The sequence below is a fragment of the Methylotenera versatilis 301 genome (assembly GCF_000093025.1).
In the GTDB taxonomy this organism is placed as follows: domain Bacteria; phylum Pseudomonadota; class Gammaproteobacteria; order Burkholderiales; family Methylophilaceae; genus Methylotenera; species Methylotenera versatilis.
This window is the reverse complement of record NC_014207.1, coordinates 2,234,194-2,257,744: the sequence shown is the minus strand read 5'-3', so window position 1 is coordinate 2,257,744 and position 23,551 is coordinate 2,234,194. Positions and strand designations below refer to the sequence as shown.

The following is a 23,551-nucleotide window of genomic DNA, read 5'->3' as shown; positions in this document are numbered from 1 at the left end:
CTTATTTTTTACTAATTAATTTGCTGCATTACTTTGTGGTAAACAGCCGTGTTAAATTTTTACCTTAAAGCTATTGTGGTGATTGTTTTTGTTATTTCAAGGTCTGAGATTGCTAGATTTAATTAAGATTTTGATTTAATTGGAAATCTAGCTTAATTTTTCAATCAATTACTTAGCCACCATCACTAAAGCTGGACGTAGTACGCGATCATTCAGCGTGTAACCTTTTTGTAATACTGATGTTACGGTATTTGGTTCGCCACTATTTTCCAGCATGCTGATGGCTTGATGTTTGTTAGGATCAAACTTTTCACCTAAGGGGTTAATTTCAGCAATATTGAATTTATCAAATACAGAAGCTAGTTGATTGGTGGTGATTTGCACACCGTCTTTATAGCTTTGCACGTCAGCCGCCTCAATCAGTAAGGCCGCATCTAGACTATCTTTTACAGCAAGTAATTCATTTGAGAATTTTTCTAGTGCAAATTTGCGTGCTTTTTCAATATCATCCATCGCGCGGCGGCGTATATTTTCACCATCAGCTTTTACGTATAAAACTGCAGCTTGTGCTTCTTTGAGTTGAGCTTCTAGTTCACCAATACGATCATCTAATGAGCCTGCGGCGCCACTTTGTTGAAAATCTTCTTCAGATTGTGAGCTGTTGTTTTGTGAGTCTTTTGTATTTTCAGTCATGAAGTTTCCCTAATTATTGATCAGCAATGATTTAAAACAATGAACACATAATGGAGGCGTTTTGTAAAATCTCAAGTATTTTAGATGAAAATAATGAAAATTAAACGGTGAACACTTAATGGCAAAATCAGTTGCATTACAGTGCCGGTGGGGGTGGTTGGTTGCGAACCTTATAGCGGTCGTACATCCATAAATATTGGGCGGGGCATTGCTGAATGGTACGTTCAATTTCTGCGTTCAATAAAGTAGGCGTATCAATGCCACCAGCGTTAACTGCACGAATGTGGATATTATAGCCACGCCCAAAACTTAAGCGTTCGCCAAAGGCCATAAAGACTTGTGCGCCAGTCTTGTGTGCTAATTTTGAGGCAAGTGTCATGGTGTAAGCTTGATGACCAAAGAAAGGTGCCCATTCACCTTCTCCTGCTAAAGGGGCTTGATCAGGTAAAATGCCAATGGCTTCGCCACGTTTAAGTGCTTGTAATAACTGCTTCACTCCTTGTGCATTGGCCGGCGCTAAAGTGATTTGCCCACGCTCTCTTCCATCGGTAATCAACGGTAACAGCCATTTTTGGCGCGGAGGGCGGTAAAGAACTGTCATAGGGTGACGTGCGCCATAGTAAAGTGATGTGATTTCAAAGCAACCTAAATGCGGCGTCAAAAATATGACGCCTTTGCCGGATTGCAGTCCTTTTTCTACGTCACTCCAGCCAAACACTTTTTTTACCCAAGGGATGACTTGGGATTGAGGTTTAAACCAAATAGCAAAGGTTTCAAGTGCACCTTTACTATTTTCCAGAGTGCATTTAAATAACAGGCCTATGAGCCCTGTTTTGTTCGTAGTTAGATTATATTGCTTAAGATTACGTATAGCATGGTCGCGATGATCTTTATTAAATAAGAAGCTTATTAACCCAAGCACCACACCCAGCCCATGAATAATGGGCAACGGTAGAAATCGTAATAGCTTGAGGCAACTCACGACAAATGTAGTGAACACTTTTTTAATGAGAGGCTTCATTTTATTCATGAGTGAGGATATTGAAAGCTTTTAACTGCGACATCACGTCTTGTGGGGATGGTTGCACATTTATGCCGCCTAAATTCACGCATGCTTGTGTGCCAGCCATTACGCCTGTGAGCACAGGGTTTGTATCAGTATAGATAGCCACAACATGCTTGTTTAGCGCGGCTGAAAGGTGCGACAGGCCTGTATCGACGCCAATAGCCGCTTGTGATTGGCTGATGATTTCTGCAAGTGCTGCGATATTGAGTTTAGGTAAAACAACAGCATGTTGCAGTGTGTTAGCAATCAATTGCGCGCGTTGATGCTCTGCATTACTTGCCCAGGGAAGTACTAGGCTGATGCCTTGTTTCTCTAGCTGTTTACCTAAATGAATCCAGTGCTCAGTCAGCCATAACTTACTATCGCGGCTAGTACCATGCAGCGCAATGACGTATGGTTGGTTCAGATTTTCTATGGTTTTTGCTGAAGCTTGAATGCCATAATCTGGGGGGGTATTCGGAGGTTCGTATCCCAAACTTAATGCTGCAAGTGTACGATTTTTGATCACTGCGTGTTGCTGAAAAGAAATTGTATATCGGTGATCATAAAACCAACTAGACATAGACTCGCGTGCCGAATGACTGTCGTACCCACACTTATTGTCGCTATTGCTTAAATACGTGATTAAACTGCTTTTCAATAAACCTTGGGAGTCAATCACAACATCGTATTGCTGTGTTTGTAATTGCTTCTTGAAATTCGTGAACTCACGCCAAGTATTCTTTGATAAGAGTGATTTACGCCAACGCCGAATAGCTACTTTAATGACTTTATTGATATCTGGGTGCATTGCTGGGATTTCAGCAAAATTTTCTTCTACCACCCAGTCAATGTGCGCGCTTGGATATTGTTTTCTAATATCCGCAATTACCGGTAAATTGTGGACTACGTCGCCGAGTGAGGTGGTTTTAATAATGAGGATATGCATTTAGTTGAAATTGCTTTTTGCTAGTATATTTTTTAGTTTTATAAAAACGGCTTCTGGCGGAATACTTGCCATACAAGGCTGTGTCGATTGGCAGTAATCTACATTGCTAGGTGTAGCTTCACAAGCGCAGCTTTTTGCACAAATAAGCTGATCTTGGTGATAGATAGGCGCTACTTGTTTAATTGAATTCCCTACCGCAAATATCCCTAACACCTTGATGCCCAAACCTTCAGCGAAATGTAGTGGTCCAGTGTCACCGCAAATAAGTATTCTGGAAGATTTTAATGCGCATAGAAACATATTTAATCCAGCAAGCGCAGGAAGCATTTGAGCATCAGGGCGCAGTTTTTTAAGTTCGCTAAGTAAATTCCGCTCTCGTTCATTGTTACCTGCTGAGAAAGTAAGTGTTAAACCTTCCACTCTTGCCAAGTCGTGAAGCTTTGCCCAGTGTGTAATGGGCCAATCTTTTTTTGGTTGAGAGGTGGTGATATGGCAGATAATAGAGTTTCTAGGCAGTATTTTCTCTAAAGCGTCAATCTCAAAATGTTTGCATACAGTTTCTAGACGAAGCGAATCTGGTCGCTTGATGTTCCAAGCTGAAAGCAGCTCAAAATGTAAATCAAAATAGGGTGCACTTGGATTAGCCCTTTGGGCTATCTGTGTGTAGCAAATTCGTTGCATCAGTTTAGGTTTGTCTCTTTCAATAGCTCCTAACCTAATGCGCGCGCCACTCAACAAGCTTAGTAAAGCACCTCGGTCATTTCCACCAAAATCAATGGATCGATCAAATTTCTCTTTGCGTAACGCTTTGATAAAAGGCAGCGCTTGCGATAGTTTGGCCTTTCCTCGACTTCTGGGCATTGCCCATATTTTGTTAATCCATGGCAAGTTTTCTAGTAATGGTGCAATTTCGGCGGCAACTAAAACATGAAGTTCAGCGTTGGGTATTTGAGTTGTTAATGCTTTTAGCGCGGGAGTGAGAATGACGGCATCGCCTAAGTATTTAAATTGAATCGCTAAAATTTTCATTGATTTGTCATTCAGTATGTAAAGCTATTGCAACTATTTATTTAAGTAGTACAGTTTTAAGTAGCGATAATAAGTTGTTTCAGCGTTAGATATAGCTAGCATCAGACCTTCTGTACCATCTAAAAAACCAGCACGTAAGATGTAGGTTCTAATGAAAGCCCAAAAAGCGTGCCCAAGCGCACTAGCTAAGCTGCCGCGTTTACCCTTTTCTAAACTATTCTTTGCTCCTAACGTTGAATATTGATTAATTTTCGCGATGACTTCGTCTAAATCTTTATAAGTGATATGGAGTAGTGGTGAAGTTAATTTAGTTACTGTTACATCAAAAATAAGACGTTCATGCACTAAATCATTGCTAAATTCTGCACGTCCTCGCTTAAAAAGTCGCGCTACATAATCTGGCCACCAGCCAGAATGACGAATAAACTTACCACAATAACTTGAGAGCCTTGGCATGCTATAAACCACGTTATTTTCTTTTGAAATAGCATGTTGAATTTCAATGCGTAACTCGTCGCTAACGCGCTCATCAGCATCTAGTGATAGTACCCAGTCGCAAGAGGCGTAAGCTAGAGCACGGTTTTTCTGTATTCCAAAACCTTGCCAATCAGGGCTAGTGTATGCATGGCTGGTATATTCTTTAGCAATCTCTAGAGTCTTATCCATACTTCCTGAATCAAGTACTATTATTTCATCAGCCCACGCAACGGATTGAAGGCAGTCTCGTATGTCGTGCTCCTCATTTTTTGTGATGATAATGATGGATATTGAAGATTTCATTAGGCTAATTTTTTCTTGGCTTATATGCACTTAGAAGCACACCTGCTATTACGCAATAAAACTTACCTTCACCAGCGTCTAGTAATAATGAGTTAAATAATGAGCCAACAAAAATAGTAATAATAAGACCACGTAAAGCGTAACTATAGTGTTCATTGTTAAGCTGCGATCTATCTATTTTATAACTTGTTATCCAGTGAGTAGCGAAGAATGCTAATAGAAGTATTAAGCCAAAAATACCTAACTCTTGCCATGTTAAAAGAAATTCATTGTGTGGGTTGGGCACATAGGTTGAAAGTGTATTTTGTTTTTCGGCAATTAACCGATACTCATGTTCAAAGCTTCCAGTACCAGCACCCAAAACAGGATGTTGCTTAATCAGAATCAACGCGTTTTTATAAAACTCTAATCTTTCACCAGAAGATGTTGGTGCTTCATTTGGTTTGTGAGTATCGATTTCTTGTTTAATTTCAGTTAAACGGAAGTTGGGCGTGTTTGGAGCATAAACAGAAATTACGGTAGTCATTAGCAACAGTGCTATTAGCCATTTTATCGACTTCATGCCCCATGTTTCCCAGCAAAACCAGATGAATAAGACAAGCATCAAAATTTGGCCAGTTCTGCCATTGACTAAAAAAAGTATATTCAATGAGGCAAGAATGCTTAGGCTAATCCAAACCCAGCGTTTTATATTGGATCGTTGTATAACGGCAAGGTGTAACATAAGATACATAGAAAACGCCATGAAAATGTTGTGTGCGATTCTGCCTTTAAATACAAAATAGCCTTGCCCTATGTCCTTGTGGGGAAAAAGACCCATCCATTTCAAATATGAAATAAACAACACTAATAACATGCCAGTCAAAAATGCATATAGCGCGATTCGTCTATACTTTTCAATGGATAATATGCTAATAATCATTGGTATATATAACAGCTTATGATATTTCATCCACCAAGTTAAACGCGTACTCCATGGTGCGCTAGAGTAGAACATGCATAGGCCATATAAGCAAAATAGAGCAATTGACATTAGTGCAGCAGGGTGATTGCGAATGATTTGAAATTTTTCAGAATAGTTGCCTGAAACAGCCCATATTATTACAAATAGCCCCATGGAAATGCTCATGAATGCAGTTGGCAGTGCAATGCTTAAACAAGCAAATATAGCTAAATAAACTAGAATTTGCTCAGAAGTTGCTGAATAACGATTTGTCATAAATTAATTTTTGGTGTTTTTAGTAAGAGAAAAATGCTTTTTGCTAAGCTCCCATCCAAACAGGCGCTCTAGTTTCATCGCCCAGCGATGCTTTAACTCTCGTTTAGTTGGCTGATAGCTTGGATTGGGCGTAAATGATTTTTCTGCCTCATGTGCAAGCCAGTTTTTGACAATATCCGGGTGTCGTCCAGAAAAAGGGCTGAGAGCCTGCGCATCAATTTGATAGCCATTGAATAGTGGGTGGTCATGTCCCCAGTATTTGCCAACGCGCTGGTTTTTTTCATGCATGGCTGCAATACTGCGCACATGCCCGTAATGGTAAATTGGTGCGCCAATAAGTGCGGCTTTTGGGTGACGTCCTTTTCTATTTTTATCCATCACTACCCAATACAGACCATCTGGCGCCCAACTGCGAATAGTGTTTCGAATGATTCTACATTCTTGCCTATACCATGCTGGGCTTATGGCGAGCCAATCAGGGCTGCCGAAAAAGTGGAGGTAGTTAAATGCAAGCGCTTCAACTTCTGGATTGTCCAAGTGCTGCTCCATTGATGAGCGTATTTTTGGAATATCGCTTTCGTGTAAGATCTCATCTCCTTCAAGATAGAATGCCCAATCTCCAGTGCAGTTATATTGTGCAATCATTTTTTGCTGAGCGTACACGAACCCACGATCCTGCATTTTCTCATTCCAACGGGTTTGGATGATGACGATTTTTTCTGAGTTGATTGCTTTTATACGAGCTAGAGTATCGTCTTCACTGTCACCTACGGCAATTACGAATTCATCACATAAAGGTAATGCCGAGCATATGCTTTCTATAAATGGATAGCCTAGCAAGGAGCCATTCCGAATAAATGTAAATACACTAACTTTCATATTAACTGCAGCTTTCCATTGTGATGAGATGTTAACGTCGAGTATTTTTAACTCAATGAGGCGCATCAGGATGTTAGGCCGTAATTATGCCTCAGTTTAAATGCAATTGTTACGAATTCAAGATGATGGGCAATCATTAAGTTTGACGATAAGCCCTGCATTGAGGATAATTGAGTCAGTACATTAATTTTTCTGGTCATATATAAAATGAAGCAATCTCATATAGAAGTTACAGAACGCATTGTAGAAAAAAGTCGTCCAACACGAACGGCTTATCTGCATCGCGTAAATGCGATGATAAATCGTCAAAAAGGTGCGGATCGTTTAGGTTGCGCTAATGTTGCGCATGCCTTCGCGGCTATGCCAGCTAACGACAAGTTGCGTGTTGTGGTTGAAAAAGCGCCTAACATTGGTATTGTGACTGCATATAACGAAATGTTATCTGCACACCAACCGTACGTAAGCTATCCTGAAATTATTCGTGATGAAGCGCGTAAATACGGTGCGACTGCACAAGTGGCGGGTGGCGTACCTGCTATGTGTGACGGCATCACGCAAGGTGAGCCAGGCATGGAGTTGTCACTATTTAGTCGTGATACCATCGCTATGAGTACTGCAATCGCACTTTCACATGATGTATTTGATGCAGCGTTGTTGTTGGGCGTGTGCGATAAAATTGTTCCTGGTTTGTTGATTGGTGCATTACATTTTGGACATTTGCCATGCGTTTTTGTACCAGCAGGTCCTATGAGTACTGGTTTAGACAATACAGCAAAATCTAAAGTACGTGAGCAATATGCACAAGGTAAAGTAGGACGAGAAGAGTTATTGGCATCAGAATCTGCTGCTTATCACGGTGCTGGTACATGTACATTTTACGGTACCGCGAATAGTAACCAAATGCTGATGGAAGCAATGGGTTTACATGTACCGGGCGCAGCATTTGTCCATCCACATGACGGTATGCGTGAATTGCTGACTCGTGAAGCTGTTAAAATGGTGTTGGAAAATACAAAGAAAAACCAGTTCACTCCAATTGGTAAGTTAGTAGACGAACATGTGATTGTGAATGCTATGGTTGCTTTACTAGCAACGGGTGGCTCTACCAACCATTTGATTCACTGGGTAGCAATTGCACGTGCTGCGGGTATTATGATTGATTGGACTGATTTCTATCACTTGGCTAAAACAACACCGTTGTTGGCAAGTGTCTATCCAAATGGCAAGGCAGATGTGAATGAGTTCCAAGCAGCTGGCGGCCCTGCATTTGTGATTCGTGAGCTGATTGATGCTGGGTATATGTTCCCAGATGTATTCACCGTTGCTTATGGTGGCTTGCGCGACTATGGTAAATTGCCTGCTAATGAAGATGGAAAATTAGTATGGAAAGATCTAGCAAAAGAAAGCAGCGATGAAACGATTGTGCGTACAGCTGCCTTCCCATTCAGTGAGTCTGGTGGTTTACGCTTGCTTAAAGGCAATTTGGGTCGCAGTGTGATTAAAATTTCAGCAGTACCTGAAGACCGTCATATCATTGAAGCACCGGCCATTGTATTTGATGCACAAGAAGAATTGTTGGCTGCGTTTGACCGGGGCGAACTTGAAAAAGACTTTATTGCGGTCGTACGTTTTCAAGGTCCAAAAGCGAATGGCATGCCCGAGTTACATAAATTGACGCCGCCTCTTGCTGTATTACAAAATAAAGGCTTTAAAGTGGCGATTGTCACTGACGGCCGAATGAGTGGCGCGTCTGGCAAGATTCCAGCGGCAATTCATTTGACGCCAGAAGCTTCTGCGGGTGGCCCGTTAGCTAGAGTGCGCGATGGCGATATTATTCGTTTAAACGCGACCGTTGGAATGGTTAACGTGCTCGTGGATGAGGATGAATGGGCAGAGCGCGAAGTTGCAGAGCTTTCAGATACAAAACGTCATCAAAATGCGCATGATTTGGGCCGTGAGTTGTTTGGCGGAATGCGTAGAAACGTCTTATCAGCCGAAGAGGGCGCAATTACCTGGCTGTAAATTTGTAAATCAGCCGATAACGTTGCTTCTGTTGCTTACCAGACTAAACATTCTGTACGCGCTTTATGTTTACTTGTCGGGCAATTATAAAGTTTTATTAAGCACATTTTTGATGCCTTCATTCCCGACTTTTGCTTTCATAAAAAAATCAAAAGACACGGGAATTCATTTTGGATATTTAAAATATATCAATTTTTAATTAACTAGGTAGAAAAGAAACATGAATACATTAGATTTAGCTAAACAAGGTCCAGTTATTCCAGTGATTGTGATTAATAACGTTGAAGACGCTGTGCCTATGGCTGAAGCATTGCTTGAAGGTGGTATTCGCGTGCTGGAAGTCACGTTGCGCTCTTCTTGTGCGTTGCAAGCCATGGAACAAATAGCTAAACATGTACCAGATGCCATTTTGGGTTCAGGTACAGTGCGTAATTTAAAGGATGCACAAGCTTCACTTGATGTCGGTTGTAAATTTGCAGTGAGTCCTGGCTATACGACTGAGCTAGGCCAGTTTGCACGTAAAATTGGCTTATCCTTATTACCGGGCGTTTCTACTGGTTCTGAAATCATGATAGCAAACGCAGATGACTATTATTTCTTAAAACTATTCCCGGCGGTTGCTGTGGGTGGTATCAACTTGCTTAAAGGCTTTGCTGGCCCATTTGGTGATGTAAAATTCTGCCCTACAGGTGGAGTAACTGTTGAATCAGCGCCTCAATTTTTAGCCTTGCCAAACGTAGTAGTCTGTGGCGGCACATGGCTTACTCCAGCGGATGCTGTGGCGCGTAAAGATTGGGCGCATATTACAAAACTGGCTAAAGAAGCAAGTGCCATTCAAGCTGCATAAGTGTATTTAAGTTAAATTAAACTGGGCTGGGCAATTGCCTAGCCCTTTTTGTTTATAAGACTTTGTCATTCTGACTATTAGGAATATTTTTTGAAAATTGATATTACAAAATATAAAACCATCGTATTTGATTGTGATGGCGTTGTGCTTAACTCCAATGTGGTAAAGACGGAGGCATACTTTCGCACTGCAACGAATTTAGGGGCAACAGATATAGAGGCGCAAGCACTAGTGGATTATCACGTTAATCTAGGCGGTATCTCGCGATACCATAAGTTTGATTATTACATACGTGAGATTTTGCACCAGCCTGTCACAGACAAAGCTATTCAAGCACTATTAGATGAGTTCAGTAAAGAGCTAGAGGTTGGCTTAATGCAATGTGATCTAGCAAAAGGTATATTTGATTTGCGTACAGCTACACAGAGTGCCAATTGGATGATACTTTCAGGAGGCGATCAGCAAGAAATTCGTACGCTGTTTGCTAAGCGCAAGATTGACCATATGTTCGACGGCGGTTTATTTGGCAGCCCAGACAATAAAGATGAGGTATTGGCACGTGAAAAGTCTAGCGCTAATATTCAGTTTCCAGCCTTATTTTTAGGCGATAGTAAGTATGACTTTGAAGCCGCCGATCGCGCGGGATTAGATTTTATTTTCCTTAGTGATTGGACAGAAGTGCCAGACTGGCAAGCATTTTGCCAAGAAAATAAGCTAACAGTATTTAATAATATTGCTCAGCTAATCAGTTAAGTGATTAGCCTTAAGTTTAATTAAAACATATCGTTTTATGTTGATTTGGCTATCACTTTTTTCATGATTGTATAATAATCAGCAGTTCAATCATAAGGTTAAGTATATTTAGTATGAAATACTTCATAGTTGCATTGTTCTTAACTGCGGTAGGCTTTATTCATTTCCGTGGAAAAGTTCGCCATCCTATTCTTAAACAGTTATTTGATCATTCGGCCTTCGTCGCGCCTTTTAATTTGTTTATGTACATATTTTCCAAAGTGCCGACCACGCCGTATTTGTCTGCAAGCCATTTTCCTGAAATGCAAGCGGTGACTGATTCATGGCAGGTTATTCGCGAGGAAGCGCTCAATATGCGAGAGCAAGAGCGTATCGCTGCTTCAAAAAACAATAATGATGCAGGTTTTAATTCATTCTTTAAAACTGGCTGGAAACGGTTTTATTTAAAATGGTATGACGCGCAACATCCATCTGCAGCAATTTACTGCCCTAAAACAGTGGAAATTTTAAGCAAGATTCCAACTATTAAAGCGGCGATGTTTGCAGAATTACCACCTGGTGCAAAATTGAATCCGCACCGTGACCCATACGGTGGATCACTACGTTACCACTTAGGTTTAACTACGCCAAATCACGACGAGTGTTTCATTAACGTAGATGGTGTGCCCTATAGCTGGCGTGATGGCGAAGCCGTGATGTTTGATGAAACTTACATACACGAAGCGTATAACCGTACAGACCAAGATCGTATTATTCTGTTTTGCGATGTTGAGAGGCCAATGCGCTTCCGCTGGGCGCAGGCTGTTAACCGCTTTTTAGCCAAAAATATTGTTACTGCTGCAAGTTCACCTAATGATGATGGTGATCAAACTGGAGTAATCAATCAGCTATTTCATTATGCTTGGGTAGTCGGACAGTATCGTCGTCGTTTTAAAAATTGGAATAAAACCGTCTATAAAGTCACCAAATTTTCTTTAATCGTTTTGGTAATTTACTTAATTTGGAAAATGTAGTTTTAAAAGCCCGAAGCTGCTATGTCTATAATTGAAGCTGCAGTTTAGCTGGTTGTGGAGGCAAGATTAGTAGAAAGTTTAAATTAATCCTGAAGCAATATTAATTGTTAAAGCCACTAAAGTAGTATTAAAGAAGAAGGCTAAAACGCAGTGCACCAAGCCTGTTCTTCGCATCTTTCTATTAGTAAAACTTACGTCCGCAGTTTGACCTGAAGTGCCTATTACACAGGAAAAATAAAGGAAGTCACTATATTCAGGCATGGGTGTTCCAGGAAACTCTAACCCCCCTGAATCAGTCTGTGTTTTGGTAACATAAAAGTCATGGGCGTAATGTAATGCAAACATTACTTGAGTAAATGTCCAAGAGGATAATATAGTCAGTACAGCAAGCGTGATGTGCGCCGACCTAAGCATACCATGCATGTCTTTGACAACTGATAGTTCAGCAACAATAGCGCCTATAGTGACTATCGCTGCAAAGATTACCATGCCTAAAATCACATACCTACCATCGTCCTGAGCTATTGCTCTCATACGTATCTTTTCATGGGTAGTCCAAAACATCATTCGAATTGAGGCTATCAAATAGAGCCAAGCTCCTGCATTCCAGCCGATGATTGCTCTGGTTACAGGGTGTAATGCTAAAGATTTTGGCAAAAAAATTGCGATGAGAATTCCAGCTAGAATCGAACTGAATAGTCTTGGTCTAGACAGAATTATGCGAAATAATTTAGGCAGTTTTGATAGTCTTGAGTTGTTATTCATTTTTTCGCTAGTAAATTAAATTCCAAACCAAGCGCATATGCCGAAACCGAATCCAACTAAAGCACATGTCATACTGGCATATTGTAACCATCTTCTGCGTGTTAGTAATGTTATAGCTGCAAGTGAGATGGCAATCTGTAATGCAGTCGTTCCTGTGGCCCAGCGATGATGAAGATGCATAGAATGCTCAGAGTTTTCATCGGCTTTATGACTCAGTTTTTCGAACTCTTCAGCTTTCTTTTTGATGTCTGATTTTTCCGTCGCATAATGCAAAGCATCATTTTTACTATCAACTTGGTCTTTGCCTGTGGTTAATTTCGCGGCAAGTTCGGACAAGCTTTGTTTATTGTTTTTCGCTTGATAAAAATTCCATTGATCTGATGCATTGGTTTTCTGGATAGAAGCTTCATTCTTAAAAATTATTGCCTCTCCAAGTGTGACACTGGCTTCATAAGATAAAATCGCGCCTATAGTCGCCATTACCGCTGTCATCACAGCAAGTCTACCGTTAAAGCCACTGCTTTCTTCATTGGCTTCTAAAACCTCTTCGTGGGGACCTTTTACCTCAAACTCTTCGCTCATTTTGACCTCTGTTCTGATTAATACGGTTAAGCTAAATTAGTATTAACCTTAATTTCATATATAAATAATGTGAAGGCGTTAAAGCATTATGTCCAATCATCATTCCCTGAGTTATCATCCCAAGACGAATTGTCTGCGATACCAAAATCATTACCACCCATATCATTCTGATTTAGGACCTCATCGTTTGCTTGAGCTGTATTGATAAAACCACTATTATTATGATCACCATCAGTAAAATGATGCATCAATGCTTCACCAGCCACCATCCCTGCACCTACCGCAGCACCCGTTGCTAACCCCGTCATGATAGTTGACCCTAGTCCTCCGCTACTTTGCGTTGCCAAAGGTGTTAGCCCTGCGTTTACATATGGTTGTTGGTGAGCATTATTTGGGTTGTCGTTCGCAGGCATAAGGGTCGGATTGCGACTAGACATCCATTTCGCAGCTAAGTAAATAAATGAAATTAAACATACCATCAATAAAATCATTCCCCATGGCGTTCCGTTATTATTTGCTTGTTGATTATTGTGGTTAGTCCCTGATGGGTTGACCGAGTGCGTTTGGGCAATTTGAGCTTTTAATTTTTCTAATGCCTGAGGCTTTGTAAAAGATAAACTAGGCTGCAAACGCTCTGCAATATCTAACTCATCTTGGGCACCTGTATAGCGTCCTTGTTTTGCTAACAACTCAGCCTCAACATAATGTGCTTTAGCGCTATTAGGGTGGTCATGTAGCACTTTATCCATCATGGACTGTGCTTCATTGAATTTGCCTGCCTCTGCTGCGAGATAAACCTGATGCATGGAAGCGTCCTCAGCACTGAACGCTGGAGCTGTAAATGAGATTGGTATAAGTAATGCGGCTAATTGTATTAGTGACTTTACTTTCATGAGTAATCCTTATGCAGATATTTAAAGTAGTATATCCGCATATTAAGATTGCTTCCTTACAAGAGGCTGACACTGAATAAATGTATCTTAATGTTAAAGTTAATTAATTTTTCTTTGAGCCAGTTTGATTTTTACACGTGATGTAAATCAATTTTGGATATGATGGATGATTTGTTGCGGGGATATGTTTTTTAGACAGTTCAAATGACCGAGTGGGCATACACGTTTAAAACAAGGGCTGCATTCCAGCCCTAAATACTCAACTACTGCTTTGTTATTCATTGGTGGCGTGTGATGAGGGTTAGATGAACCGTATATCGCGACCAATTTTTTATCTAATGCAGCAGCAACGTGCATGAGCCCAGAGTCATTACTGATGACGTTGTCGCAAAGCGACATTAAATCTATCGCTTCACTTAAATTAGTTTTGCCGCCTAAATTTACGCATCGATTGTTGGTTAGAGTATTGATGGCAGTGGTGACAGGGATGTCTTTTTCAGAGCCAAATAGCCAGACCTGCCAGCCCTTACTTAATGCTTCACCTGCAACTTCAGCATAGTATTCCGCAGGCCAGCGTTTTGCTTCTCCATATTCTGCACCTGGGCATAGCCCTAATATTGTACTGTTTGGCGATGGAATGCCTAGTTTCTGTAAAGTAGCCAGTGCATTGTCTTTATTGGCTATGAGCGATGGATTGGGGATGTTGTCAGGTAGTGAGGCTCTCTTGTTCAAACCCAAAGTAACAAACCTATCCACGGTACGCGGTAGCTTGATTTTATCCAGTTTACGCACATCATTGACCAAACCGTAACGCAACTCACCTAAAAAGCTGGTGCGTTGCGGAATATTTGCGGCAAAGGGCAAGATGGCAGATTTAAGGGAGTTGGTCAGAATGATTGCTTGGGTATAGGCTTCATTGCGCAGACTTTTACCAAATTTAATACGTTCAAACAGCGCAAACTCACCGTGTTTGAAGGGCAGGGCGATGCCTTTATTCACCTCTGGCATGCGCTCTATGAGAGGTAATGTCCATGCTGGTGCGGCAACGTCAATAATGCAGTTAGGGTCTTTTAATTTAAGCGTTTTGAACAGGCTTTGCGCAAGCACCATATCGCCGACCCATGATGGGCCAAGTACCAATATTTTGGATTGAGTTGATTGCAACTTCGCCACTACGCACCTAGTTTTTTGATGATGTTGCTAGTGCTGCGGCCTTGCACCAATGGAATCAATTTGACACTACCGCCCCACGATTTAACCTCAGTGCCGCCTACTACTTGGTCTTCTGTGTAATCATCACCTTTCACAATGACATCTGGACGTATGGCGTCTATTAGTTGTAATGGCGTGTCTTCGTCAAATAAAATAACCGCGTCTACCGAGGCCAATGCGGCTAATACACGAGCTCTATCGCCTTCATGTACTACTGGGCGTGTTGGGCCTTTCAGGGCGCTTACAGAGCGATCGGTATTTAACCCTAGAATTAATTTATCACCAGTTTTCTTGGCCGCTTCTAAATAGGTCACATGTCCTGCATGTAGTAAATCAAAACAACCATTGGTAAAGACTATTTTTTGTTGATTAGCTTTCCAGCGACTTACTAGTTCAGCCAGTTGAGCATTATCACAAATTTTATCAGCTTGCGATTGACCGTCTTCGCTCACTAATGCTTTTAGTAGTTCGGCTTTTGAAACGGGCACAGTGCCGACTTTGCCGACTACAATACCTGCGGCAATATTCGCAAGTTGTAAGGCATCGTGTGGATTTAAGCCATGCGCTAAACCTGCAGCCAGTGTGGCAATTACCGTGTCACCAGCACCTGAAACATCGAATACTTTTTTTGCAGTAGCTGGAATATGTTGTATCTGTTTATCGTCAATAAGCGAAATACCTTCTTCGCCACGAGTGACGGCAAGAAAGTCTAAGTTCAGCTGATTTTTCAACTGTTCGGCGGCATGCAGTAATGCTTCTGTTTCATTGATGTCGACGCCACAGGCCTCGGCAGTTTCTTTTTTGTTGGGGGTGAGCGTGCTGGCGCCCTTATATTTGCCGTAATCACGGCCTTTAGGGTCGGCAATGACAGGTATGTTCAGCTGTTTGCAATACTCAATGATGGCTTTACAGGTGTTGTCACTTAACACGCCTTTAGCATAATCAGACAAAATGACCATGGCAGGTTTATTGTTTAGGGCTTGAGTTACATTGCTGAGTAGCTGCTGGTTTTCTTCAACAGTAAAAGCTGCAGCGCTTTCATCATCAATACGCACAATTTGTTGATTGCCGCTCATCACTCTAGTTTTCGAGACGGTTGGACGTAACTTAGAAGTCATAATGTTCGCGACTCCTATGCCAGAGTCCGCAATTATTTGCGTTAGAATTTTGCCTGTCACATCGTCACCGATACAGCCGATGATTTCGGTGTTTAGCCCTAAGCCAGATAAGTTTGCGGCTACGTTGGCTGCGCCGCCAGCTCTATCTTCTGATTGTTTAAGCAGCACGACAGGTACAGGCGCCTCAGGTGAAATGCGATTCACATTGCCTATTAGGTAACGATCTAACATCACATCGCCGATGACTAATATGGATTTTTTGCTGCCTGTGAATTGACGTACAGTGTCGATTAATTGCGAATTCATATAGGTCATTTACTTTAACTTAGCAATAAGCATCATCATGCATTAAATAGTTTTGTACGTAATCTTGTACACCTTCTTCTAAGCTGCAGAACGGCTGCGTATAACCTGCTGCGCGTAGTTTAGCTGCGGTAGCTTCGGTAAAGTATTGGTATTTACCTTGTAGATCTTCAGGCATATCAATGTAGGTAATGTTGGGCGATTTACCCATGCTGGACATCACGCTAGTGGCTAAATCTTTAAATGCGCGCGCTTTGCCAGTACCAATGTTATAGATGCCATTAGTGCAGGCTTTGCCACTTAAGGCTGCGGTTAGAAAGTGCACAACGGCTGCTGCTGCATCTTTCACATACACAAAATCGCGTAATTGCATGCCATCTGAATAACCTTCTTTATGGCTTTTGAAAAGCTTGACGGTGCCAGTTTCTTTAAATTGGTTAAAACTGTGAAATGCCACGCTTGCCATACGTTCTTTATGATATTCGTTTGGGCCGTAAACATTAAAGAATTTGAAGCCTGCCCATGCTGATGGCACTGCCAATCCCTTGTTTACCTGTTGCAAAGCCCATTGGTCGAAAAAATGTTTTGAGTAACCATAGCCATTCAGTGGGCGAAGATTTTCAATGGAAACGTCATCATAACCATGCTCGCCATCGCCATAAGTGGCGGCTGAACTTGCGTAGAAGAAAGCAGCGTTATTGTTGGCGCACCACGTCCACAGGTTTTGTGAGTAATGAATATTGGCTTCAACGAGCTTGTTAAAGTCGCGCTCGGTTGTTGCGCTGATAGCACCCATGTGGATGATTGCTTCAATATCCTGACGGCCTTCCAACCATGGCATCAGTTGGTCTTTATCCAAATATTGCACATATTGCCGTTTAACCAAATTCTGCCATTGGTTTTCATGCGTGATGAGGTCAACAATCACCATGTCGTCACGTTGAAGTTTTGTATTCAGATGCCAAGCGATGATAGAGCCTATCATCCCTGCGCCGCCAGTAATTACTATCATAAAGTGTGTGAAGTCTGCTTAAAGCAAAAGTATAGCGCTTATTGCTTAGCACCCAAAGCTTGAGCACGTAATTTAGTCATTTCATTGCCTTTATTAACTAAATCGTAATCCCACTCAATTGAAACCCAACCTTGCAGATTTTCTAGCGCAATTGCTGTCATGGCGTGTATCCAAGCTTCATTTTCATTTAATGCTGGTATGTAGTGGTACTCACCACCGCCATTACTTTGGAAGATGTGTTTACCTTCCATGGCAATTTCCTCTAAGGTTTCTAGGCAGTCACTACTAAAACCTGGGCAGATAACATCAATACGTTTGGTTTTAGCTTTGCCTAAATCCTCGAGAGTGCTAGCAAGGTAAGGCTTTAACCATTCTTGCTTACCAAAGCGCGATTGAAACGCGATTAAATATTCGTCTTTGCTTAGCTCTAAAGCTTCAGCCAATAGACGACCAGTTTTGTGGCATTGGCAATGATAGGGGTCGCCACTGGTTAAATGTACTTTTGGCACGCCGTGAAAGCTCATCACTAACTTACTTGGCTTACCGTTGATTCTCCAATGTTCGCGCACGCTAGAGGCCAACGCGGCAATATAAGCAGGGTGGTCATTGTAATTCCGTATGCTACGAATGGCTGGCTGGTTGCGTGTTTTGAGCAATACGCGAAACACGGCGTCCATGGCTGATGCTGTGCTGCTAGCCGCATATTGCGGATACAGCGGAAACACTAAAACACGGTCGCAGTGCTGAGCTTTTAACTTATCAATGGCAGATTGCATGCTTGGGTTGCCATAGCTCATCCCCAACTCAACAGCAAAGGGTGACTTGATTTTCTGACCTAAGAATCCACGTAATAAAGTAGCTTGTTTCTGCGCGTGAACCAATAAAGGCGAACCTTCTTTCAGCCATATTTGCGCGTATTTTTCTGCCGATTTTTTTGGTCGAATAGCTAAGATAATACAATTTAAAATAAACCACCAAAGGGCGCGAGGGATTTCTACTACGCGAGTATCGCTTAAAAATTGACGCAAATAGGGACGTAAAGCTTGGGCTGTTGGCGCATCTGGCGTACCTAAATTAGCCAATAAAATACCAACTTTAAGTTGGTCGCCGTGTTCGTACTTTGGTTCTGGGTTGTAGTAAGCCATGTATGGTTTCTAAGTATTTTTTCTATTTAATTATTCGATAATGCATTTGATAATAGTTTCGCAGTGACATCCACAATCGGTATCACGCGTTCATAAGCCATACGTGTTGGACCAATGACGCCTAGCGTGCCGACTACCTGACCATCAGCTTCATACGGGGCGGTAATCATGCTGCATTCGTCTAAAGGTAAGTACCCACTTTCGCCGCCGATGAATATTTGTATGCCTTCAGCACGTTGGCTATTATCAAGCAATTGCATCAGCGAAGTGCGGCGCTCAAATATTTCAAATAACTTACGCAAGCTGCTTACGTTGGTGGAGAGTTCATCAACTTGAAGCAAATTACGCTCTCCGGCAATCACAACGCCATCTTTATTGCTATCCACAGCTTTGCTACTAGCTTCCAGCGCGGCTGCCATCAGGCGATTCATATCCGATTGCATTTGTTGGAGCTCAATATGCAGTTTTTGTTGCACCTCTTCAAAGGTTTGACCTGAAAAATTTGCATTAAAGTAATTGCTGGCTTGCGTCAGCTCACTTTGCGAATATTTCTTTTCTGCCATCAGTATGCGATTTTGCACATTGCCATCGCTAGTAACGATGATGACTAAAATTCGAGTTTCAGATAAAGGTAAAAATTCCAAATGCTTAAAAGCCACACGCTTGCGCTTAGGAATCATCACCAAACCTGCAAATTGCGTTAGCTGTGAAAGCATATCTGCCGCGCTGGCAATCAATTCGGTGGGGTTGGGTGAAGACAAACCGCTTTTGAGTTGCTGTATTGCTTGCGTTTCTAGCGGTTGCACTGTCAGCAGTGAATCGACAAATAGGCGATAACCTTTTTGTGTCGGAATGCGGCCTGCCGAAGTGTGCGGACTGGCGATAAAGCCAAGTTGCTCCAAGTCACTCATTACATTGCGTATAGTTGCCGCACTCACATCTAAGCCAGAATGCTGCAATAGCGTGCGCGAACCGATAGGTTGACCATCACTAATGTAATGTTCAACCAAGGTTTTTAATAATATCTGCGCGCGTTTGTCCATGGCTATATATTTTGCCCGATTTATGGCATTCGTCATACTGATAACTAGCTAATTTGTTCACATAATACGCTTTTACCATAATCTTTAGCTTTAACTATATCTTTAGCTTTCACTTGGCGCAAAAAGGCATCTGTGATTTAATTTCGCCATGAATCAAACATTTAAGTCTATCGCCATCATTGGCAAATACATGAACCAATCGGCTCTACAATTGATGCAGAGTGATTTGACAGATTTGGTGCATCATTTAGCTGTAAAAGATCTCGATATATGGATAGAAAATAACACAGCTCAATATGTTGACCTGACCGGCTTTAAAACGGAATCATTAGAAAAAATAGGTAGTAAAGTTGACTTGGTGATAGTGATGGGCGGTGATGGCACCATGCTCAGCGTGGCGCGCAGCCTGATAGATCATAATGTGCCACTAGTCGGCATTAACCGCGGACGATTTGGTTTTTTAACCGATTTACGTGCCGAGGACATGCTTGAGCAATTAGATAAAATTTTATCCGGTGATTTTATTGAAGAGCCACGCGTGATGCTAACAGCACAGGTGATGCGTGATGGAAAATTAGTCCATGACAATTTTGCATTGAATGACGTGGTGATTAAAAGTGCTTTGCGATTGATTGAGTTGGAAGTGACTATCGACCACAAATTCGTGCATAAACAACGTGCCGATGGCTTGATTATAAGCACGCCTACGGGCACTACCGCTTATGCGCTCTCAGCGGGCGGTCAGATCCTACATCCTAATTTACAAGCGATTTCATTAGTGCCAATTTGTCCGCATACGCTGAGTAATCGACCAATTGCCGTACATAGTGATAGCTTAATTGAAATTACCTTGATGCAGTTTGACGAGGCGCACCTGAGCTTTGATGGTCAATTTCAGGTGACGTTAGAAGTCGGCGATAAAATTACTGTCAATCGTGCAGAGCAGACGGTTTCTTTATTGCATCCAAGCGATTATTGTTATTTTGATATGCTGCGCAACAAACTGAACTGGGGCTAAATTTAGTTATGCTACAAAGCCTCTCTGTTCGTGATTTTGTTATCGTCAATCAACTTGATTTAGACTTCGAAACTGGTTTTACCGTGCTGACCGGTGAAACTGGTGCTGGTAAGTCTATTTTAATTGATGCCTTATCGTTAGCATTAGGCGCGCGCGCAGAAGGTGGCGTCACCCGCGCGGGATGTGATAAAGCTGAAATTAGCGCCATTTTTGCTATTACGAATAACCTAGAAGCGAAGCAATGGTTAGTCGATGCGGAAATGGAAAATGAAGCAAACGAACTGATTTTACGCCGAGTGATGTACGCTGATGGTCGTTCGCGTGCTTTTATCAATGGCGCAACAGTGACGGTTGCTCAACTCAAAGAGTTAGGTGAATTGCTGGTGGATATCTACAGCCAGAATGCGCATCACTCTCTACTAAAACTTGCCACGCAGCGCAATGTGTTAGATAACTTCGGCGGCTTGTCCGGCTTGGCATTACAAGTCTCGGCGCAATATAAAGTATGGCATGCACTTAATCAGCAACGTTTAGAAGTTGAAAAAAATGCTAGCGCATATGCTGACGAACTAGCAGATTTACGCGACAACACGCGTGAGTTAGCGCAAGTTTCATTAAGCCCTGTCGAATGGGAAGAATTGCAGCAAGAGCATTTGCGTTTATCAAATGGCGCTGGCTTGATTACCGGTGGTGAGGAGTGCCGTGAGTTGTTAAGTGAGGGTGAATTATCCGCCATGCGCTTGCTGTCTCAGGTTCAACATAAGTTGCAAAGCCTGTGTGAATATGACACTGCAATGGCTGAGGCCGCTGAAACGCTTGATTCAGCCATTATTCAACTTGAAGAAACCTCGCGCTTTTTAAATCGCTATCTTCAACGTGCCGAACTAGATCCAGCAGGGCTTGCGAAGTTGGATTCCAGAATCCAAAACATACATAACACTGCTCGCAAAAACCGCGTTAAACCAGAAGAGTTAGCAGAGTTGCTTCTTAACTCACAAGCGCGCATGGCGGAATTAGAACTGTTTGCAAATGATGGCGAGCTTGCCAAGCAGGAAACTCAAGCTTTGGCTACTTACATGCAGTTAGCGAAACAACTGAGTGATGGTCGAAAAGCTGCGGCAGCAAAACTAGGTGCACAAATCAGCACAGAAATGCAGCGCTTGTCTTTAAGCGGCGGTAAGTTTGAAGTGGCGCTTACAGAGCAAGCGCCAACAATCAATGGACTTGAGCAGGTTGAGTTTTTGGTTGCAGGTCACGCAGGAGTGGTTGCCAGACCGCTTGCTAAAGTAGCCTCTGGAGGAGAACTTTCGCGTATTAGTTTAGCCATTCGTGTCGTTACCGCGCAAAAAGAAAGTATTCCAACCATGATATTCGACGAGGTAGATGTTGGTATCGGTGGCGGTGTCGCTGAGGTTGTGGGGCAGCTTTTGAAGCAATTAGGTGAGCAGCAAGACAGTAAAAACTTAACTGAACGCCAAGTGCTTGTGATTACCCATTTGCCGCAGGTCGCAGCATTAGGTACGCATCATCTACGCGTGAGCAAGTCGTTGGTGAATGCGCAAACGCTCAGTACAATTGCCGTGTTAGATGATGAAGCGCGCGTAGAGGAAATTGCACGGATGTTGGGTGGTATTGAGATTACTGAAACCACACGCCAACATGCAAAAGAGATGTTGGCGCGTTAAATATTATTTATCGCAAGGCTGTTTTTCGCAAATGCCGTAAATGGTGAGTGAGTGATCTTGCATTTTAAAACCAAATTTCGCGGCAGCAGCTTCTTGCCTTTTTTCGATTTCTGCATCATAGAACTCTTCTACACGACCACATTTCATACATACGATATGGTCGTGATGTCCGCCCTGATTCAGCTCAAAAACGGCTTTGCCGCTTTCAAAATGGTGGCGTACAAGCAAGCCAGCTTGCTCAAATTGAGTAAGTACTCGATAAACCGTCGCTAAGCCAACATCTTCACCTGAGTTGAGCATCACTTTATAAATATCTTCGGCCGACAAATGGCGTTCTTTACTATTTTCAAACAGGCTTAATACTTTTAGTCTAGGTAATGTAGCCTTCAGGCCTGCGTTTTTTAAGTCTTTTTGATCTTGCATCGTTGTTTACTCACATTTAATAATGACAGTGTTTTTTGGTTCGCTATCTACGTGTTATATTAACGCTAATTCAAACTAAAGTCATAATATGCGTATTTTTTCTACTTTGCGGTACACAGTTATTTTATTAGCAGTTCTCTGCGCGTCATGCGGCACGGCATTGCCAACAATAAAACCTTACAAGCTGGATGTGCAACAAGGCAATGTAGTGACTTCTAAAATGTTGTTGCAATTGCGACCTGGTATGACCAAATCGCAAGTGCGTTTTATTATGGGTACGCCCTTAATTCAAGATAGCTTTCACGGTAATCGCTGGGATTATGTTTACCAAATGCGCGAAAAAGGCAAAATTACCGAGCAGCGTCGCGTGATTTTAGATTTTGAAGGTGACTCGTTAAAAGCGGTGCGTGGTGATGTGATTCCAAAAGGAAGTGAACCAAAAACCGATGAAGGATCTACAAATAGTGGTACGCGCGTCATAAACCCAACTGAAAAACCTGAAGAAAAAGGCGTGCTCAATAAGTTGAAGTTTTGGCAAAAAGACGAAGCAACACTAGCTAAAGAAGCCGCGGCTGCTAAAGCAAAGGCCGAAGCTGAAGAGGCTGCCAAAAGTGCAGCAGAGCAGGCTAAAGATGAGCTAGCTAGAAAATCTGCAACACCTATAGAAGAGCCGAAATCAGATGAGCCGCAGTCGATGATGGCTGTGCCGCTGGAGGCATTGCCAATGAATGTACCTACTGCAGCATCTACACCTGTGGAAGCGCCTGCTGCTGTAGCTGAAGTGCCGCCAGTTGTTGAGCCTGTAAAAGAGGTTGTACCTGTGCAATCTAGCCCAGTGGTTGAAATGAAAGCTGTACCCGAAAAAAAAGCTGTTGTTACGCAAACTAAAGCTGAGCCAGTTAAAACTGTAACTGAGCCAGTTAAGTCATATGAATCAGCTGCAGGTATGAAGTTTGATAGAGGTATGAAATTGACTGAAGATGCTGAACTAGAAGCCGCTCCTGCGCCAGCGGCGCCACGTGCAGGTAATAAATCTGTACCTAAGCCAAAAGATTTACCTCCAGAAGGTGAGCCAAGTTTTTTTGACAGAATGCTAGAAAAAATTGGTTTCTAATTTTTCAGG

23 protein-coding genes are annotated in these 23,551 nt (G+C 42.2%); 7 read left to right on the top strand and 16 right to left on the bottom strand.

Translation table 11 applies throughout. The features are described 5' to 3' along the window. Positions 1-168: 168 nt before the first annotated feature. The 7 genes from grpE to M301_RS10235 form a co-directional block, all read right to left on the bottom strand. On the bottom strand, positions 169-693 hold the full coding sequence (gene grpE, locus M301_RS10265) for a nucleotide exchange factor GrpE (RefSeq protein ID WP_013148710.1): 525 nt from the start codon (positions 691-693) through the stop codon (positions 169-171). A 136-nt stretch (positions 694-829) separates the two neighbouring features. Then, the gene (locus tag M301_RS10260; protein ID WP_148218599.1) at positions 830-1,714 is read right to left on the bottom strand and encodes a lysophospholipid acyltransferase family protein; all 885 of its coding nucleotides are present in this window, start codon (positions 1,712-1,714) and stop codon (positions 830-832) included. 1 nt (position 1,715) lies between these two features. Then, positions 1,716-2,687 (bottom strand): lipopolysaccharide heptosyltransferase I, encoded by a 972-nt coding sequence (gene waaC / locus M301_RS10255; RefSeq protein ID WP_013148708.1) that lies wholly within the window; start codon positions 2,685-2,687, stop codon positions 1,716-1,718. Next, a complete protein-coding gene (locus tag M301_RS10250; protein ID WP_013148707.1) occupies positions 2,688-3,716 on the bottom strand; it encodes a glycosyltransferase family 9 protein in 1,029 nt (342 codons plus the stop codon). A 33-nt stretch (positions 3,717-3,749) separates the two neighbouring features. Next, complete coding sequence (locus tag M301_RS10245) at positions 3,750-4,496, bottom strand: glycosyltransferase family 2 protein (RefSeq protein ID WP_041359451.1); 747 nt, start codon at positions 4,494-4,496, stop codon at positions 3,750-3,752. 4 nt (positions 4,497-4,500) lie between these two features. Beyond that, positions 4,501-5,715, bottom strand: coding sequence for an O-antigen ligase family protein (locus M301_RS10240; protein ID WP_013148705.1), 1,215 nt, complete (start codon positions 5,713-5,715; stop codon positions 4,501-4,503). A gap of 3 nt (positions 5,716-5,718) precedes the next feature. Beyond that, positions 5,719-6,594, bottom strand: a complete 876-nt coding sequence (locus M301_RS10235; protein WP_013148704.1) for a glycosyltransferase family protein — start codon at positions 6,592-6,594, stop codon at positions 5,719-5,721. A gap of 207 nt (positions 6,595-6,801) precedes the next feature. Here M301_RS10235 and edd point away from each other — a divergent pair, with 207 nt between their 5' ends. The 4 genes from edd to lpxO all read left to right on the top strand — a co-directional run bounded on the left by edd (position 6,802) and on the right by lpxO (position 11,229). Continuing rightward, positions 6,802-8,616 carry a phosphogluconate dehydratase gene (edd, locus tag M301_RS10230; protein ID WP_013148703.1) on the top strand — a complete coding sequence of 605 codons (1,815 nt, stop codon included), beginning with the start codon at positions 6,802-6,804 and terminating at the stop codon, positions 8,614-8,616. 220 nt (positions 8,617-8,836) lie between these two features. Then, positions 8,837-9,463: a bifunctional 4-hydroxy-2-oxoglutarate aldolase/2-dehydro-3-deoxy-phosphogluconate aldolase gene (gene eda, locus M301_RS10225; protein ID WP_013148702.1), complete on the top strand. Its 627-nt coding sequence runs from the start codon at positions 8,837-8,839 to the stop codon at positions 9,461-9,463. 90 nt (positions 9,464-9,553) lie between these two features. Beyond that, positions 9,554-10,216, top strand: coding sequence for an HAD family hydrolase (locus M301_RS10220; RefSeq protein WP_013148701.1), 663 nt, complete (start codon positions 9,554-9,556; stop codon positions 10,214-10,216). 113 nt (positions 10,217-10,329) lie between these two features. Next, positions 10,330-11,229 carry a lipid A hydroxylase LpxO gene (lpxO, locus tag M301_RS10215; RefSeq protein WP_013148700.1) on the top strand — a complete coding sequence of 300 codons (900 nt, stop codon included), beginning with the start codon at positions 10,330-10,332 and terminating at the stop codon, positions 11,227-11,229. A 78-nt stretch (positions 11,230-11,307) separates the two neighbouring features. Here lpxO and M301_RS10210 read toward each other — a convergent pair whose 3' ends face one another. The 8 genes from M301_RS10210 to hrcA all read right to left on the bottom strand — a co-directional run bounded on the left by M301_RS10210 (position 11,308) and on the right by hrcA (position 19,302). Then, on the bottom strand, positions 11,308-11,994 hold the full coding sequence (locus M301_RS10210; RefSeq protein ID WP_013148699.1) for a DUF1345 domain-containing protein: 687 nt from the start codon (positions 11,992-11,994) through the stop codon (positions 11,308-11,310). A 15-nt stretch (positions 11,995-12,009) separates the two neighbouring features. After that, on the bottom strand, positions 12,010-12,576 hold the full coding sequence (locus M301_RS10205; RefSeq protein WP_013148698.1) for a DUF4337 domain-containing protein: 567 nt from the start codon (positions 12,574-12,576) through the stop codon (positions 12,010-12,012). Between the two features lie 86 nt (positions 12,577-12,662). Next, positions 12,663-13,469: a tetratricopeptide repeat protein gene (locus M301_RS10200; RefSeq protein WP_013148697.1), complete on the bottom strand. Its 807-nt coding sequence runs from the start codon at positions 13,467-13,469 to the stop codon at positions 12,663-12,665. 147 nt (positions 13,470-13,616) lie between these two features. Then, complete coding sequence (gene waaF, locus M301_RS10195) at positions 13,617-14,579, bottom strand: lipopolysaccharide heptosyltransferase II (protein ID WP_049770022.1); 963 nt, start codon at positions 14,577-14,579, stop codon at positions 13,617-13,619. Between the two features lie 62 nt (positions 14,580-14,641). Beyond that, a complete protein-coding gene (hldE, locus tag M301_RS10190) occupies positions 14,642-16,105 on the bottom strand; it encodes a bifunctional D-glycero-beta-D-manno-heptose-7-phosphate kinase/D-glycero-beta-D-manno-heptose 1-phosphate adenylyltransferase HldE (protein WP_190274947.1) in 1,464 nt (487 codons plus the stop codon). A gap of 19 nt (positions 16,106-16,124) precedes the next feature. After that, entirely contained in the window at positions 16,125-17,114 is a 990-nt protein-coding gene (gene rfaD, locus M301_RS10185) for an ADP-glyceromanno-heptose 6-epimerase (protein ID WP_013148694.1), read from the bottom strand. Positions 17,115-17,152: 38 nt separating this feature from the next. Further along, positions 17,153-18,259, bottom strand: a complete 1,107-nt coding sequence (hemH, locus tag M301_RS10180) for a ferrochelatase (protein WP_013148693.1) — start codon at positions 18,257-18,259, stop codon at positions 17,153-17,155. Positions 18,260-18,285: 26 nt separating this feature from the next. Beyond that, positions 18,286-19,302, bottom strand: coding sequence for a heat-inducible transcriptional repressor HrcA (gene hrcA, locus M301_RS10175; RefSeq protein WP_041360069.1), 1,017 nt, complete (start codon positions 19,300-19,302; stop codon positions 18,286-18,288). 148 nt (positions 19,303-19,450) lie between these two features. Here hrcA and M301_RS10170 point away from each other — a divergent pair, with 148 nt between their 5' ends. Both M301_RS10170 and recN read left to right on the top strand, forming a co-directional pair. After that, complete coding sequence (locus M301_RS10170) at positions 19,451-20,320, top strand: NAD(+) kinase (RefSeq protein WP_013148691.1); 870 nt, start codon at positions 19,451-19,453, stop codon at positions 20,318-20,320. A gap of 8 nt (positions 20,321-20,328) precedes the next feature. Beyond that, positions 20,329-22,005: a DNA repair protein RecN gene (recN, locus tag M301_RS10165; RefSeq protein WP_013148690.1), complete on the top strand. Its 1,677-nt coding sequence runs from the start codon at positions 20,329-20,331 to the stop codon at positions 22,003-22,005. Positions 22,006-22,008: 3 nt separating this feature from the next. On the opposite strand, the gene fur is transcribed toward recN, so the two are convergent. Then, complete coding sequence (fur, locus tag M301_RS10160; protein WP_013148689.1) at positions 22,009-22,428, bottom strand: ferric iron uptake transcriptional regulator; 420 nt, start codon at positions 22,426-22,428, stop codon at positions 22,009-22,011. Positions 22,429-22,516: 88 nt separating this feature from the next. Between fur and M301_RS10155 the strand changes: the two genes are divergently transcribed. Further along, positions 22,517-23,542 (top strand): outer membrane protein assembly factor BamE, encoded by a 1,026-nt coding sequence (locus M301_RS10155; RefSeq protein WP_013148688.1) that lies wholly within the window; start codon positions 22,517-22,519, stop codon positions 23,540-23,542. Positions 23,543-23,551 lie beyond the last annotated feature (9 nt).